Genomic DNA, 14,972 nt, shown 5'->3' on the forward strand with positions numbered 1-14,972 from the left:
GCGTCGCTCATCGCTTGTATTGGGAGGTCCAGGAGCTTTTTGAGTCTCAGCACGTCTCGGCAGCCTTGCAGGCTGCTCCGAAGCTGAAGCATCGGCTACATTTCGCGGCTCACTCGAGTGTGTAGCAGAAGCTTCAGCTTCTGAGGCGCCGAAGGTGCCTATCGTTTTTGGCCCGCCACCAATACCTTCTAGCCCATCACCAAAACCGCCTTAATCACCCGGCTCGCTGCGGCATCTGCGTAAGCACGGTCAATATCCTCAAAGGCATAGCGGGTCACCAGACGATCCACTGGAAATTCTCCGGCCCGATACCATTCGATCATCTGCGGAATGAACTGTTGGGGATCGGCATCGCCCTGGATCACCGAGCGGCCGGATTGGCTGGGTTTCAGGCCACCACCCTCAGCGCCTGTGAGATACGCGACCTGGCCGTCGTCGGTCAGCCAATCCGGAATTGCCTGGAAGACGGCACTATCGCCGGCGGTGTCGATTAGGAAAGAGGCACCATCTGCCAGGCGTTCGGCAATGCCTCCCTCCAGTGCATTTTCGGGTGTCAATGCGTAATCTGCGCCCAGCGCCAAAGCCAATTCGCGCCGTTCTTCCACCGGTTCGACAACAATAAGTGGGCGGGCCCCAACCCGTTTGGCCGCCATCAGCGCACCCAACCCCACGGCACCGGCACCTGTAATGACCAGGCTCTTATCCTCGCCGATCGACAGCGAATGGACTACCGTCCCGGCACCGGTCTGCAGGCCACAGCCCAAGGGCGCAAGCACATCGAGGGGCAGGTCGCGGTCTACCCTGATGGCGTTTCGAGTGCTTGCCAGGGCATACGTGGCAAAGGAGGACTGACCGAAAAAGTGCCCGTTCACACCGTCGCTCAGGGCGTTGCTCCCATCCAGTCGGGCGCAGGAAAAATTAGCGGCCATGAAGTGATCGCAGGCTGCAGGCATACCGGCCCGGCAGGCAGAACAGTTGCCGCAGCTATCAAAGCTCAGGACCACAGGGTCGCCTGGAGCCAGCCTCGAAACGTTCGCCCCCACCTGCTCCACGATGCCTGCGCCTTCATGCCCGAAAACCGTGGGTGCCGCGCACCCGGCCGTCATGCCGACGTCCGTATGACAAATGCCGCACGCCACCAATCGAACCAGCACCTCCTCGGGCCGCGGTGCCTCCAACTCGAGCGAGGCCATACGGAAAGGGCGGCCGTTGTCGCCGGCTACGGCTGCGCGAACGGGCTGTAATGTCATACCAACCTCCTGCCAACACGTGAGCATTCAGTCTGGCGTGTCTGGGCCTGGCTTTTCCAGTGTCGGCGTTATCAACTCATCAGGGCTTTGGCGGCGTTGATGGTTTCGCTGATCGGGTGCGGGTCGTGGTAGATCGGCGGAATCTCAAGATCGAGCCCCATCAGTTGGTAGACCGCCATCTGCGCCGATCTCACCGAATATTCCACGGTGAATACCACATCGTCCGGAATCTCGGTGAACTGACCAATGAAGGCGAAGTTGGTCGCGCCCTCCGGCACCACCTGCGGCCGGTCGCCGGGATCACGCACCAGGAACTGGCTGGTGATGAAAGGCATCATGCAGGGAATGCAGGTCGCGGTCTGGACGATGGTGTCGGCGTCGTCTTCAAACTGCAGGTGACATAGCAGCTCACGGAGGATCTCCTCGCCCGTGCATTCGGCCATCGGCTTGCGGATAAAGTTGCCCGGCTGGTCCGGGAACAGACCATAGCCCCAACATACCTGCACGTCCTTGGGCTGATTGAGGAAGTGTGGTTGGTGGGCCAGCACGATGGACAAGAGCCAGTTGGAGTCGGTGAAGGTCACCAACGCGCCCGTTCCGGCGGTGTTGCCCGTGAAGGCTTCCATGCGATCAAAGAACGTGGTGTCGCGGAAGGTGATGGTGAAGGATTCCCACTTCGACTGTTGTGGGTGGTCGGTAAAGGTCTTTGGTCGGCCAAAGGCCGGGTCCTTGTCAGCCAGCTTTTCCCAAAGGGCCCAGGCACCGCCGCTGTGCTTGTCGTTCAGCGTTGGCGGGCGTTCCATGCCGCCCAGACTCGAACCTTCAGTCATGGATCCATTGGTAATAAAAACCCGGTCATTGGCGCCGACCGTCTGCACGGCAGCCTCGTCGCCATGCTGGTAGTGGATTGCCGTAGCGCGTTTGCCGGTAATGGTCGGTTCGAAGGTGATATCGGTAACCCGGGCGTGATTCATGATCTTCACGCCCTGGGCTTCCAGCCATGTCAGCAAGGGCAGGACCATCGAGTCGTACTGGTTGTAGGGCGTGCGGTCCACGCCTTCGAGGGTATGGATGCGTGGGAACTCATGCATGAAACGATGCATGTAGCGTTTGAATTCAAGCAGGCTGTGCCAGGGCTGGAAGGCAAACATGGTGGCCCACATGTACCAGAAATGGGTCTGGAAGAAGGCGGGCGAGAAGTAGTCGTCGATGCGGCGGCCGTAGTAACGGGCTTCCTCGTGTGTGAGCAGGTTGAGTATGTCGATCCGGTCGGCGGCACTGAAACTCATGGACGAGACATCCAGGATCTGTCCGTCCCGTATCAGTCGCGCCTTGGCGTGTGTTTTGACCCGGGCATTGAAATCCATGATCTCCTCGTAGACCGACCTTGCCGGCTCCTCGAGGGATGGTATCGAGCGGAACAGGGCGTAGGTGCACAGATAGGAGAGGTTGAGCATGCGGCCCCCGCGGATGACGTATCCGTCCCGCGGGCAGCCTGCGCCATCCATGCTGCCCCCGGTAACCGGCAGCTCTTCCATGATGACGATGTTCTCGCCGGGCAACCCGGCATCGCGGATCAGGAAGGCGGCGCCTGCCAGGGCGGCGATGCCGCCGCCAACGAAATAAGCGTAAGGGGATAGCCGGGGGGATTGCGGGGACATGGGACGCTCCTTCATGCCAATAGCAGGCTAAACAGGACATCCAGTCTAGAAGAAGCTCCCCCACCGCATGTTGATAGAGGTCAATGGTGGGCCAACTGTCCAGGGCCCCACCGGACAGACAACCGCAAACCTACATCTTTCGGGGTATTCGGGCCTGGAAAGCCGCCGACGCAGGGGTAGTCCCAGGACTACGGCGACCGCGCCCCGGCCTAGACGAAACTCGGTGGCGCCCGATTGTTGCAGACGGGCTGGAAGGGAATCATGACGGTCCAGACTAAGGGGACCGTACCTGACCATGAAACCTGATTTCCCAACCGGATACCTTGGCGCTGCGATCATGGCGCCCGGCCTGGCGAGCGCGCTGGCGGCGCTGGTGTTCATACCTGTACTGACCACGGGACTATTCGTCGCAGTAGCGATGCTGCTGGTCAGCGCTGCATCAGCCGTTGTTGTCCGGCGCCTAGTGTCCCGCCAGGCCAACGTATTTCATCAGCAGGCCGAGACGAACACGGCCTATCCCCCTAATGAGTACACGCTGCGCGAAAACGTCACCGCCGCCGGGGAACAGCTCCTGCCCACCTGGTCCCGGCACATCGAGACTGCCCGTGCCCAGACCGAGTCGGCCATCGTCGGCCTGACCGGACGCTTCAGTAATCTGGCCGGAGACCTTAGCCGCTCCACCGGGATGGCGGCGGACGTCGCCGGTTCCCTGGAAGGCGGTATGGGCACCACCTTCGGCAAAGCCGGCACGGATCTCAACGCTGTCGTCGACAGCCTGCGCAAGTCACTGGAAGAACGGGACGGGCTACTGGGCCAGATCAACGGGTTGGATACCTTTGTCGACGAACTCGACGACATGGCCAAGGACGTGGCGACCATTGCCGGCCAGACCAACCTGCTCGCCCTGAATGCTGCGATCGAGGCTGCCCGCGCTGGCGAGCACGGCCGTGGCTTCGCCGTGGTTGCGGACGAAGTACGCAAACTGTCCCGCCTGTCGGCGGAGACCGGTGAACGCATTGGTACCAAGGTGCATTACATCGGCGACGCCATTCGCGCGGCCGTAACGGCTGCCCAGGATTCCCGCGGCCGCGACAGCGAGGCGGTACAAACCTCGCAGGCCACGATCGAACGGGTGCTCGCCGATTTCCAGGGGCTGGCCCAGCGCCTGGTGGAGTCCGCCGAATCCCTGCGGCAGACCAATGCCGGCATCCAGTCCGATGTGGAAGGCTCCCTGGTGGAGCTGCAGTTCCAGGACCGCATCAGCCAGATGCTCAGCCATGTCCGCGACAGCATCGATGGTGTCGCTGCGGGCATGACCGATGGGCGGGGAAGTCTCGATGTGGCGACCGCACTGCGCGACATGGAGGCGACCTATGCCATGGCGGAAGAGCGCAGTACCCACGATAGCAAGCAGCCCAGTCAGGCAGCGGCAGGCGATATCACCTTTTTCTGAGCCGGTAAGGCCACAAATCCACCCTGGCCAATTGGCCGGGCCATGACCAGAGACAAGCGAGTCCAACTGTTATGAGCAAAAGTATTCTGATCGTTGATGACTCCGCCTCCATCCGGCAGGTGGTGTCGCTCACCCTGAAAGGGGCCGGTTTCAACGTCATCGAAGCGTGTGACGGGCGCGACGCCCTGAACAAGCTGAATGGTCAGCGCGTTCACCTGATGATCTCCGACGTGAACATGCCGAATATGGACGGCCTGAGCTTCCTCAAGGAAGTGAAGTCCCGCCCGGAGTACAAGTTTACCCCGGTAATCATGCTCACCACCGAATCCGCTGAGGACAAGAAGATGCAGGGCCAGGCCGCCGGCGCCAAGGCGTGGATGGTCAAGCCGTTCCAGCCGCAGCAGATGTTGGCGGCCGTTACCAAGCTGGTGGGCCCATGAACGGATCGGCGCGTTTCGACGCGGATAAAGGCTGCCTCGTGATTGAGGGCGAGCTGACCATCTACCAGGCCAGTGAAGTCAGCGAGGCCCTGCGTAACGCCTTCGATACCGGCAAGCTGCGTCACATCGATCTGTCCGGCGTCACCGAGCTCGATACCGCCGGACTGCAATTGCTGCTGTTGGCCAAGCGCCTGCGCACGCCCCGTGATGAAGCTATCGAAGTGCTCAACTACAGCCAGCCGGTATGGGACATGCTTTCCCTCGCTGGCGTCGCGCCCAAGGCAGAGCTACTTCCAGCGATGGAGAGCCAGCGATGAATATGGATCAGGCCCTACAGACCTTCCTGGACGAGAGCCGCGAGCTGCTTTCGGACATGGAGCGGATCCTGCTGGAGCTGGAGTCGAACCCCGGCGATGCCGAGGAACTGCGTAATGCCCTGTTTCGCTGTGTTCATACGGTGAAGGGCTCGGCCGGCATGTTCGGCCTTGACCACGTCGTGAACTTTACCCACGTGGTGGAGAACGTACTGGACCGGCTGCGGGCCGAAGAGATCGAGCTGGACAGCGCGCTGGCGGACCTGCTGCTGCGTTGCCGTGACCATATCAGCCTGCTGGTCGAGGTGCTGAACCCGGCCGATGCCGACGACCTGAAGCCGACAGGCGACGAACTGCTGTCCGAACTGGAGCCCTACCAGTCCCTGTCTGCCCAGGTGCCCGGGGCCACCAGCGGCATCGGAGCGGAAACCGATAGCAGTCTTGCGACAGGTACCTGGCATATCTCCATTCGCGTTAATGAGGACGCCCTGCGCCACGGCATGGACCCACTGGGTTTCATCCGTTTTCTCGGCACGCTGGGCGAGCTGGTTTCCGTTACCACGCTGCAGGACAACCTGCCGGCCCCTGACGCTTTCGACGCGGAGGCCTGCTACCTGGGTTTCGAAATCGATCTGAAGACCGATGCCGGCCAGGCTGCCATCGAGGACGTGTTCGAGTTTGCCGGCGATCTCTACGAACTACACCTGGTCCCGCCGGGCAGTTCACTGAACGAATTCATGGCGTTGCTGGAAGCGTTGCCCGAAGGCCCTGAGCGGTTGGGCGAGATTCTGGTGGCGACCGGCGTACTGAGCGAATCCGCCCTGGCCCAGTGCCTGCAATTGCAGGACTTCGGCAAGGTGATGCAGGGAAGCCGACCCATCGGCGAAATCCTGGTGGAACAGGGCGCCGTCGAACAGGGCCAGGTAGACGCCGCCCTGGCCAAGCAGCAACAGGTGAAGGCCCGCCGCAGCAAGAAGCCTGTACAGCATTTCCGTATCCAGGCCGACAAGCTCGATCGCCTGATCAACCTGGTTGGCGAGCTGGTCATATCGTCCGCTGCGGTCAACCTGGATGCCCTGCGTAGCGGCGATGCCGCCTCGCGGGAAACAGCGGCCAACCTCAACTTGCTGGTCGAGGATATTCGTGACAGCGCCCTGGACCTGCGCATGGTTCCAATCGGCGACACCTTCCAGCGTTTCCAGCGCACCGTGCGTGATGTGGCTGCGGAGCTGGGCAAGGATATCGAACTGGATATCACCGGTGCCGATACCGAATTGGACAAAACCGTTGTCGAGAAGATCGGCGACCCGCTCACCCACCTGGTACGCAATGCCTGTGACCACGGTATCGAGTCGCCCGCCGTGCGCGAGGGCAAGGGTAAGCCGACCCAGGGCACGGTACACCTGAACGCCTATCACGAGTCGGGCGCCGTGGTCATCGAAGTCAGCGATGACGGCGGCGGCCTGAACCGGGACCGCATCCTGAAGAAGGCTATCGAGCGCGAGCTGGTGAAGGCCGACGCGGACCTGTCCGACCGCGAAGTGTTCGAGCTTATTTTCGAGCCCGGTTTCTCCACCGTCGACCAGGTCACCAACCTGTCCGGCCGTGGTGTAGGCATGGATGTGGTGCGACGCAACATCGAAGCCCTGCGCGGCATGGTGGAAGTCGTCTCCCCGGGCGTGGCCGGTGGTACCACATTCCGTATCCGTCTGCCGCTGACCCTGGCGATTATCGACGGCTTCCTCGCCCGTGTCGGCGAAGCCACCTACGTCGTGCCGCTGGAACTGGTGGTGGAGTGCACCGAGTTGAATGCCGTGGAGTTGCAACAGGACGAGGACCGCCACTACGTCAACCTGCGGCAGGAAGTGCTGCCGCTGATTCGTCTGCGCGAGCATTTCCGGCTCTCTGGAGTGCCGTCGCGGCGGCAGAACATCATCGTCGTGCGTCATGGCGGTCAGAAAGTCGGCTTGGTGGTGGACGAATTACTGGGTGAACAGCAAACGGTCATCAAACCCCTGAGCGGCATCTTTGCGCACCTCAAGGGACTGTCCGGATCGACCATTCTCGGCAGTGGCCAGGTGGCGCTGATCCTGGACGTACCGGCGCTGATCCCGCAGATCAGCCAGCGGGAGCAGCAGATGCTGCAGCCGCGGCGAATGTTTAAACAGGGCCAGAGGGTTTAGCCCCTTGTGACCCAAACCGCAAGCAATGCAACCACAACCGATCAAATCGAAGTTAGAGGGGCTAACCCGATGAGTGTGTTTACCAACATGAAAATCTTCAACAAGCTGATGGGCGCGTTCGGCGTTGTCCTGTTGTTGTTCCTTGCAACGGGTGTCTACGCCCTGATGCAAATGTCCACCATGAACGATTCAACCAAGGAATTGGCAGGCAGGCGCATGGCTGGCGTTGAATTGGCGCAAACCATGGACGCTCTGGTCAGCGATTTCCGCCGTGCCGAGCTCGAGTACATCATTTCTGACTCCGGTCAGGAACGCGCCGAGGTCGAGGAAAAGGCCGATGGCTACCGCGCGAAGCTCGCCTCAGTTCGCGAAGTCTTCGAGGGGCTCCTGGTCTCGTCCGAAGCGAAGGCGAATTACCAGCGATTCAGCGACGCGTGGAATGACTATCTTAGTGAGCACAATAGGCTCGTGGACATCTCGCGTCAGGGACGCGTCGACGATGCCCTGGCTTTCTATCGTGGTGCTTCGCGGTCGACGTTCAACCAGATCAGCGACATTATCAAAGGCATCGTTCAGCACAATATCGACGAAGGCAAATCGGCAAGCGCGGATGCCGGCGCGGCCTATTCTGCGGCCCAAATTGCGGTGGTCGCCCTGCTGGTCGTCAGCATCCTCATCGGTGTGGTATTGGCGGTGCTGATCGCGCGCAACATCACCGGCGCAGTCAGGGAAGCCATGGCGGCCACCGTCAAGCTGGCGGAAGGGGATCTGACTGTCAGCATCACGCCGCGCAGTCGCGATGAGGTAGGCCAGATGATGGTCGCCATGCAACGCATGGTGGAAAAACTGTCGCAAGTGATCTCTGAAGTCCGTGCCGGCGCCGACAACCTGGCCTCCGCGTCTGAAGAAGTCAGCGCGACGAGTCAGTCCCTGTCCCAGGCATCCAGCGAACAGGCGGCCAGTGTCGAAGAAACCAGCGCGTCCATGGAGCAGATGACGGCGTCCATTGCGCAGAACACCGAGAACGCCCGTGTCACCGATGGCATGTCCAGCAAAGCCTCGAAAGAAGCAGTGGAAGGCGGTGAGGCCGTCACCCAGACCGTGACGGCGATGAAGAGCATTGCCGAGAAGATCTCCATCATCGACGACATTGCCTACCAGACCAACCTTCTGGCGCTCAACGCAGCTATCGAAGCGGCTCGGGCAGGCGAGCATGGCAAAGGCTTCGCCGTGGTCGCGGCTGAGGTGCGCAAACTGGCGGAACGCAGCCAGGTGGCTGCCCAGGAGATCGGCGAAGTGGCGGGCTCATCCGTCGAGCTGGCTGAACGTGCCGGCCGACTGCTGACGGAAATGGTGCCGTCGATCCAGAAGACCTCAGACCTGGTGCAGGAAATTGCTGCGGCTTCGAGCGAGCAGTCCACCGGTGTGGACCAGATCAACAGCGCCATGGAACAACTGAACCAGATTACCCAGCAGAACGCCTCGGCCTCAGAAGAACTGGCGGCCACCTCCGAGGAAATGTCCTCCCAGGCGGAACAGCTCCAGCAGGCCATGGCATTCTTCCGGGTTAACGACGATCACGGCAGCCAGTCGGTCATCAAACCGAAGCAGCCGAAAGCCGCCATCAAGCCCAAGGAAAGCCTGAAAGCTGGCCACAACGGCAGCGAGTGGGTCGACGAGTCCGCCTACGTGCGGTTCTAGGAGGCAGGCATGAAACAGGCGAACACCATGGACAGTTCCCTCGTCGGGGAGGTGTCCGGAGATCAGCATCAGTACCTGAATTTCCAGATTGGCAAGGAAATGTTCGCAGTGGGCATCCTGCATATCCGGGAGATCATCGAGTATGGCAGCCTCACCACAGTGCCGATGATGCCCGGCTTCGTGCGCGGGGTGATCAACCTGCGGGGTAGCGTGGTGCCGGTCATCGACCTCTCCTCCCGCTTTGGGCGCGGTGAGAGTGTCATCAACCGGCGCAGCTGTATCGTGATCCTGGAGATCGATAGTGCCCATGCGGCTAATGATGAAGAGAGCCTGCAGGAGATCGGTGTGATCGTTGATTCGGTCTCCGAAGTCCTGGAAATTCCTCCGGCGGAAATCGAACCGGCGCCCAGCTTCGGTGCCCGCATCCGTCCGGACTTCATTGCCGGTATGGGTAAGGTCCAGGGGCGTTTCGTTATCCTGCTGGACGTCCAGCATGTGCTCGACATTGGAGAAATGGCTGAATTGGCCAGCGTGGTGGATGGATTGGTCGATGACGATAGCTGAAATTCGTGCACCGGGCCTGGCTTCGCCCCTGTCCACCATGAGCGAAGCCGAGTTCAGGGAATTCCAGCGCATGATCTTTGCAGAGGCCGGCATCCACATGCCGGCCAGCAAGCGGGTGATGGTGGCTGGCCGGCTGGCCAAGCGGCTCAAGGTGCTGGGGTTGGGTAGCTATGGCGAGTATTCGCAGTATCTGCGGCGCGACCCGGCGGAAAAACAGATCGCGGTGGATCTGCTGACCACCAACGAAACCTACTTCTTCCGCGAACCCCGGCACTTCGATTTCCTGCGAGACCATATCCTGCCGGGCCATACCCGGCATAAGCCATTCCGGCTGTGGAGTGCAGCCTGTTCCAGCGGCGAAGAGCCCTATACCGCAGCCATGGTGCTCGCGGATGGGTTGGGTGCGACAGGCTGGGACATCCTCGCCTCGGACATCAGTACCCAGGTGTTGGACCGGGCCCGGTCCGGGCGTTACCCCATGGCACGGGCGCAAAAGATCCCCCGGGATTGCCTGCGGCGCCATTGCCTGAAAGGCATCGGCGAGGCCGACGGCACGTTCATGGTCGATTCGGCGTTGAGATCCCGGGTGAATTTCCAGCAGATCAACCTGAATACCAGGCTGCCTGAGGTGGGGATGTTTGACGTGATTTTCCTGCGCAACGTGATGATCTACTTTAATGCCGAAACGAAGAAGCAGATCGTTGCCAGGCTCCAGGCACAGCTCAAGCCGGGTGGCTACTTCATCGTTGGCCACTCGGAGACACTTAATGGTTTACAGGAAGGTTTGCAGGCGGTCATGCCCTCGGTCTACAGGGCGAGCGCATGATTGTGGAACTGGGGAACGGCATCGATATCTTCCTGCAACCCGGCGATTGGTATTTCGGTGACGAGCACACGCGGATCCGCACTATTTTGGGTTCCTGTGTGGCGGTCTCTCTATGGCACCCGCGCTACCGGCGAGGCGGCATGTGCCACTACATGCTGCCTGGGACGAATGTCGAGGGGAGAACCCTCAATGGTCGTTATGGTGAAGACGCCCTGCAATTGCTGGTGCAGGAAATCATTCGCCACGGTGACCAACCCGGAGACTATGAGGCCAAGCTGTTTGGCGGCGCGGACATGTTCGGGGCCGATACCAGGGACGAAACCGTAGCTTCGAGAAATATAAAGGCGGCGCACGCGTTGATCGCACGCCACGGCTTGCGGGTGAAGTCGCATAGCCTGGGCGGCAACCGTTATCGACAGCTGATATTCAAATTGGCGGATGGCAGTGTGTGGGTTCGCCATGGTAACGGTGCCGACTGCGAGGATGTGGCATGAACCGGACCATCAAGGCCTTCATCGTGGACGATTCCGCAGTGGTGCGGCAGGTACTGGCGCAGATCCTGGCGGCGGATCCGGCGATCGAGATATCGGGCTCGGCGCCTGACCCCCTGTTTGCGTTGCAAAAAATGCAGAAGGACTGGCCGGACGTCATCGTGCTGGATGTGGAAATGCCGCGCATGGACGGTATTACGTTCCTGCGCAAACTGATGCAGGAGCGGCCTACGCCGGTGGTGATCTGTTCCACGCTCACTGAGAAGGGGGCCGACACCACGCTGCAGGCCATGTCCGCCGGCGCGGTGGATGTCATTACCAAGCCCAAGGTGGGGCTGAAGGATTTTCTGGAATCCGGCTCCCAGCACATGGTCCAGGTGATTAAGGCCGCAGCGCGGGCGCGTCTTGCACCGGTGACAGCAAAAGTGCCGGCAAGTCGACCGGCTCAGGACGTGTCGCCCACCAAGGCGCCCGCTATACCCTTGAGCCGAACGACTGACCAGGTGGTGGCGCTGGGCACCTCTACGGGCGGCACCCATGCCCTTGAAGCGGTCCTGACCCAGCTGCCGGCCGACTGCCCCGGCATCGTCGTCGTCCAGCATATGCCGGAGAAATTTACGGCTGCCTTTGCCGAGCGGCTGAACCACATCTGTCGTTGTGAGGTGCGTGAAGCGGTCGATGGCGATCGGGTGTTGCCGGGACTGGTCCTGATCGCGCCGGGCGGGCTGCATATGCAACTGCGACGGAGCGGGGCGCAGTATCGGGTTGGCGTGACGGATGGCCCAAGGGTCAATCGGCACAAGCCGTCGGTCGATGTGCTATTTCGTTCGGTCGCCAGCATCGCGGGACGCAATGCCCTGGGCATCATCATGACAGGCATGGGGGATGATGGCGCCAACGGCTTGCTGGCCATGCGCCATGCCGGCGCCCATACCATCGCGCAGGACAAGGAAACCTCCGTCGTCTTCGGCATGCCCCGGGAGGCCATCGAGCGCGGAGCAGCCGCAGAAATACTGCCTTTGCCCGCGATGGCGGAGGCCATTATTCAGCGTGGCCGCTAACACGTCGCGACAGGTTGCATGAAGGCGTCCCATGTACGAAGCTTCAAGAAAGGGAATTCACAGGCATTTTCAATACCGTCACCACGACTGAGGGTAATGATGAGTGCATTGGATGCCATGCCTGGAGCGATGGTTCAGGTAGATAGGGAGGGCTACATCCACGACCTGAATGAGATGGCCCGCCACCTCGTTGATCAACTGCAATTGGGGGACTCGTTGCCGGAAACGCTTGATGCCGGCGCGGCCCGATACCTGAAACACCTTCTTGGCAATGGTGAACACGCAGGCAACACCCGCGAACTGGAGGCCCTTATCGGTCGCCGACGTTATCGTTTGGCGGTTGCCGGTCGCGCCGATCCAGCAGACCGACTGGTCATCAAGTTAACCGACATCACCGAGTTTCGTGAGCTTTCCGAACGCGTGGCCCTGAGTGAGCAGCGCTTTCGGTCATTGTTCTACGAAAATCCGGACGCGGTGTTCAGTCTCGATGTCGAAGGCCGCTTTATCGATGCCAATCGCTGTACCCTGCATATGGTGGGCATAGCGACGGACGAACTGAAGCACAGCCATTGGGTCGATTTTGCCGATCCCGATGACCAGGATCGCATACGAAGCAGTCTCGAGGCGGTGTTGTGCGGTGACTCGTCCAGTATCAGGTGTCGCGTGATACATCGGGATGGTCGAACCGTTCACGCTTATGTCACCCATGTACCCATTCTCGTCGACGGCCATGTAGTTGGTGTGTTTGGTATTGCCCGTGACCGGACAGAGCACTACCGGCTGGAGGAAAGCCGCCGCTTACTCAGCGCCGCGATGGCGCGGGTCCAGGATGTCATCCTGATTACGGAGACGGGGCCGAGAGAAGATCCCGGGCCCGCTATCGTTTTCGTCAATGAAAGTGTCGAATCCATTACCGGCTACCGTCCCGACGAACTCGTAGGGCGGTCAGCCCGCATACTCCATGGCCCCGACACTGATTTGGCGCGCCTTGATCGCATATGGGCTGCGCTCGAGGAGAGACAGCCCGTCCGGGAAGAGCTGGTGAATTATCGTAAGGACGGCACGCCGTTCTGGAATGAAATCGAGATTGTCCATATCCCCGCGCGAACGCCCGGGGAAAAGGAGTACTTTGCCTCCGTCCAGCGGGATATCACAGAGGCAAAACAGCGGGAACTTGAGTTGCGGCGGTCGAGGGAGGAGTTGAGGCGTCTCTATAAGGCCCAGGACAGCATGCTGGAGAAGGAGCGTCTACGTATAGCGCGCGATCTTCATGATGAGCTGGGCCAGACCCTGACGGCACTTAAGCTCGATCTGGGTGTCGCGATTGCAGACAACGTCGAGTTGCCAACCGGGCACATACGGCGTTTGCAGGAACTGGTCCGTCTGGTGGACTCGACCATTGGCCAGGTTCGGGAAATCGCATCGAACCTGAGACCGGCCATGCTGGACGACCTTGGATTCGAATCTGCTGCGGAATGGTTTCTTGATCGTTGTGCAGGACGGGAGGGCATTGATATTCGTTGGCACAAGCGCTTGGTTGATGGCAGTCGCACGACGGGCGAGACGGCAACGGTGCTGTATCGAATTCTGCAGGAGTGCATGACCAATATCAGCCGCCACGCCAATGCGGCGGCGGTCACCATTGACTACGAAGAAACGCCGCACCGGGCAAAGCTGGTTGTCGAGGATGATGGCGTAGGCTTCGACCCGGGCACGAGGAACCACGAGGGGTTTGGGCTGGTGGGCATGCGCGAGCGAGTTGCCATGCTGGGCGGCGGTCTGTCGGTAGAGTCCAGCCCTGGAACCGGCACCCGTGTACTGGTTACGCTGCCGCTTACGGGGTATGGAAATGATTAGCGTCTATATCGCAGATGACCACAGTATCGTACGTGAAGGCATGCGTTCGCTGATTACCTCCGCGCCAGACATGGAAGTGGTGGGAGAGGCGTCGGATGGCGATCAGGCCCTGCGGGAGATCCCCGGCTGCGAACCCACTGTCTTCCTTATGGATATGACGATGCCTGGCTGTTCCGGCCTGCAACTGATCGAAACCATCCTGCGTCGAATGCCCAACCTTCGTGTGCTGGTGCTGAGCATGCATCAGGAAGAACTCTATGCCACCCGGACCATTCGCGCCGGGGCCCATGGTTTCATTACCAAGACCCGCCCACCGGGTGAGCTGCTCGACGCCCTGCGACAGGTGGCCCGGGGTCAGATCTATATTCCTCTTGAACTGGCCCACAAGCTGGCCCGGGATGCGTTGATCGGGCATTCGGAAGATCTGCCCCACAATCGCCTGACCCAGCGCGAATATGCGGTCTTCATCGATCTCGTCCAGGGCATGACCGTCAGCGATATCGCTGAGAAGCTGTATGTCAGCGCCAAGACCGTCAGTACCCATAAGGCCCGCCTTATGGAAAAGATGGACGCCAAGGGGATTTCAGATCTCGTGCGCTACGCCATGAACCATGGGCTTCTATCGTGAACACTGCGACCTCTGCCGTGGAATTCAGTCATGACAAATTTTGACAGTAATTCCGGTGAATAAAGGTAGGATAGGCGGATTAGAGGCCCGAATTCGAGCGGGTCGCCAAGACATGCTAACGGCTGTGTTGACGGGTAGTGGCATCGATATGCTGACGGTGTTTTTCGTTGAAGATTCGACGGTCATGGGGCGTCGGTTGCGGCAACTGCTGGATCGTATCTCCGGTGTAGTTGTTGTCGGGCAAGCCCGTCATCTCCGGGATCTGATCCAGGCGGTAGATACTGCGAAACCGGATGTCGTGTTGCTGGACATCCGCCTGCCCGATGGCCTCGGTTTCGATGCGATTGCCCCCTTACAGCAACTGGCCTCAGCGCCAAAGATCTTCATGGTGACCGCTCACAGCGATGCCCAATATCGGGCGCGAGCCAGCAGCCTGGACGTCGACGGTTTTTTCGACAAGGCCGCCGAGCTGGACGCGCTTAGTGCCCAACTATTGATGCTTTCGTCACAGAAGAGTCAGGCGCCGATGGCCTGAATGCAGGG

General features: G+C 60.5%; 14 protein-coding genes. 12 read left to right on the top strand and 2 right to left on the bottom strand.

Annotated elements, in window-relative coordinates; translation table 11 throughout:
• Positions 1–188: 188 nt before the first annotated feature.
• Together RE428_RS00490 and RE428_RS00495 are read right to left on the bottom strand one after the other, a co-directional pair.
• Positions 189–1,250 carry an NAD(P)-dependent alcohol dehydrogenase gene (locus RE428_RS00490; RefSeq protein WP_004579515.1) on the bottom strand — a complete coding sequence of 354 codons (1,062 nt, stop codon included), beginning with the start codon at positions 1,248–1,250 and terminating at the stop codon, positions 189–191.
• A gap of 71 nt (positions 1,251–1,321) precedes the next feature.
• Positions 1,322–2,911, bottom strand: a complete 1,590-nt coding sequence (locus tag RE428_RS00495; protein ID WP_004579514.1) for an oleate hydratase — start codon at positions 2,909–2,911, stop codon at positions 1,322–1,324.
• A gap of 721 nt (positions 2,912–3,632) precedes the next feature.
• Here RE428_RS00495 and RE428_RS24390 point away from each other — a divergent pair.
• The 12 genes from RE428_RS24390 (at position 3,633) to RE428_RS00555 (ending at position 14,964) form a co-directional block, all read left to right on the top strand.
• Positions 3,633–4,364, top strand: a complete 732-nt coding sequence (locus tag RE428_RS24390) for a methyl-accepting chemotaxis protein (RefSeq protein WP_421930573.1) — start codon at positions 3,633–3,635, stop codon at positions 4,362–4,364.
• Between the two features lie 71 nt (positions 4,365–4,435).
• The gene (locus RE428_RS00505) at positions 4,436–4,804 is read left to right on the top strand and encodes a response regulator (protein WP_004579512.1); all 369 of its coding nucleotides are present in this window, start codon (positions 4,436–4,438) and stop codon (positions 4,802–4,804) included.
• Positions 4,801–5,121 (top strand): STAS domain-containing protein, encoded by a 321-nt coding sequence (locus RE428_RS00510; protein ID WP_004579511.1) that lies wholly within the window; start codon positions 4,801–4,803, stop codon positions 5,119–5,121. The genes RE428_RS00505 and RE428_RS00510 overlap by 4 nt, the downstream gene beginning before the upstream one ends.
• Positions 5,118–7,301, top strand: coding sequence for a chemotaxis protein CheA (locus tag RE428_RS00515; RefSeq protein WP_004579510.1), 2,184 nt, complete (start codon positions 5,118–5,120; stop codon positions 7,299–7,301). The genes RE428_RS00510 and RE428_RS00515 overlap by 4 nt, the downstream gene beginning before the upstream one ends.
• A gap of 69 nt (positions 7,302–7,370) precedes the next feature.
• Positions 7,371–9,002 carry a methyl-accepting chemotaxis protein gene (locus tag RE428_RS00520; protein WP_004579509.1) on the top strand — a complete coding sequence of 544 codons (1,632 nt, stop codon included), beginning with the start codon at positions 7,371–7,373 and terminating at the stop codon, positions 9,000–9,002.
• Positions 9,003–9,011: 9 nt separating this feature from the next.
• Entirely contained in the window at positions 9,012–9,566 is a 555-nt protein-coding gene (locus RE428_RS00525) for a chemotaxis protein CheW (RefSeq protein WP_004579508.1), read from the top strand.
• A complete protein-coding gene (locus tag RE428_RS00530; protein ID WP_004579507.1) occupies positions 9,553–10,392 on the top strand; it encodes a CheR family methyltransferase in 840 nt (279 codons plus the stop codon). Before RE428_RS00525 ends, RE428_RS00530 begins: the two co-directional genes overlap by 14 nt.
• Complete coding sequence (locus RE428_RS00535) at positions 10,389–10,886, top strand: chemotaxis protein CheD (protein WP_004579506.1); 498 nt, start codon at positions 10,389–10,391, stop codon at positions 10,884–10,886. The genes RE428_RS00530 and RE428_RS00535 overlap by 4 nt, the downstream gene beginning before the upstream one ends.
• Complete coding sequence (locus tag RE428_RS00540; protein WP_004579505.1) at positions 10,883–11,944, top strand: protein-glutamate methylesterase/protein-glutamine glutaminase; 1,062 nt, start codon at positions 10,883–10,885, stop codon at positions 11,942–11,944. Before RE428_RS00535 ends, RE428_RS00540 begins: the two co-directional genes overlap by 4 nt.
• Positions 11,945–12,040: 96 nt before the next feature.
• The gene (locus tag RE428_RS00545; protein WP_169334051.1) at positions 12,041–13,801 is read left to right on the top strand and encodes a PAS domain-containing sensor histidine kinase; all 1,761 of its coding nucleotides are present in this window, start codon (positions 12,041–12,043) and stop codon (positions 13,799–13,801) included.
• Positions 13,794–14,429, top strand: a complete 636-nt coding sequence (locus RE428_RS00550) for a response regulator (RefSeq protein ID WP_004579503.1) — start codon at positions 13,794–13,796, stop codon at positions 14,427–14,429. Before RE428_RS00545 ends, RE428_RS00550 begins: the two co-directional genes overlap by 8 nt.
• A 112-nt stretch (positions 14,430–14,541) precedes the next feature.
• The gene (locus RE428_RS00555) at positions 14,542–14,964 is read left to right on the top strand and encodes a response regulator (RefSeq protein ID WP_004579502.1); all 423 of its coding nucleotides are present in this window, start codon (positions 14,542–14,544) and stop codon (positions 14,962–14,964) included.
• The last annotated feature ends 8 nt before the right edge of the window (positions 14,965–14,972 follow it).

The sequence above is a fragment of the Marinobacter nanhaiticus D15-8W genome (assembly GCF_036511935.1).
Lineage (GTDB): Bacteria > Pseudomonadota > Gammaproteobacteria > Pseudomonadales > Oleiphilaceae > Marinobacter_A > Marinobacter_A nanhaiticus.

Bases quoted from the DNA above. Each gene is read 5' to 3' on its own strand.
- RE428_RS00505 (WP_004579512.1), top strand. From the start codon at position 4,436: ATGAGCAAAAGTATTCTGATCGTTGATGACTCCGCCTCCATCCGGCAG.
- RE428_RS00530 (WP_004579507.1), top strand. From the start codon at position 9,553: ATGACGATAGCTGAAATTCGTGCACCGGGCCTGGCTTCGCCCCTGTCC.
- RE428_RS00515 (WP_004579510.1), top strand. From the start codon at position 5,118: ATGAATATGGATCAGGCCCTACAGACCTTCCTGGACGAGAGCCGCGAG.
- RE428_RS00535 (WP_004579506.1), top strand. From the start codon at position 10,389: ATGATTGTGGAACTGGGGAACGGCATCGATATCTTCCTGCAACCCGGC.
- RE428_RS00510 (WP_004579511.1), top strand. From the start codon at position 4,801: ATGAACGGATCGGCGCGTTTCGACGCGGATAAAGGCTGCCTCGTGATT.
- RE428_RS00545 (WP_169334051.1), top strand. From the start codon at position 12,041: ATGATGAGTGCATTGGATGCCATGCCTGGAGCGATGGTTCAGGTAGAT.
- RE428_RS00540 (WP_004579505.1), top strand. From the start codon at position 10,883: ATGAACCGGACCATCAAGGCCTTCATCGTGGACGATTCCGCAGTGGTG.
- RE428_RS24390 (WP_421930573.1), top strand. From the start codon at position 3,633: ATGGGCACCACCTTCGGCAAAGCCGGCACGGATCTCAACGCTGTCGTC.
- RE428_RS00555 (WP_004579502.1), top strand. From the start codon at position 14,542: ATGCTAACGGCTGTGTTGACGGGTAGTGGCATCGATATGCTGACGGTG.
- RE428_RS00495 (WP_004579514.1), bottom strand. From the start codon at position 2,911: ATGTCCCCGCAATCCCCCCGGCTATCCCCTTACGCTTATTTCGTTGGC.
- RE428_RS00525 (WP_004579508.1), top strand. From the start codon at position 9,012: ATGAAACAGGCGAACACCATGGACAGTTCCCTCGTCGGGGAGGTGTCC.
- RE428_RS00550 (WP_004579503.1), top strand. From the start codon at position 13,794: ATGATTAGCGTCTATATCGCAGATGACCACAGTATCGTACGTGAAGGC.
- RE428_RS00490 (WP_004579515.1), bottom strand. From the start codon at position 1,250: ATGACATTACAGCCCGTTCGCGCAGCCGTAGCCGGCGACAACGGCCGC.
- RE428_RS00520 (WP_004579509.1), top strand. From the start codon at position 7,371: ATGAGTGTGTTTACCAACATGAAAATCTTCAACAAGCTGATGGGCGCG.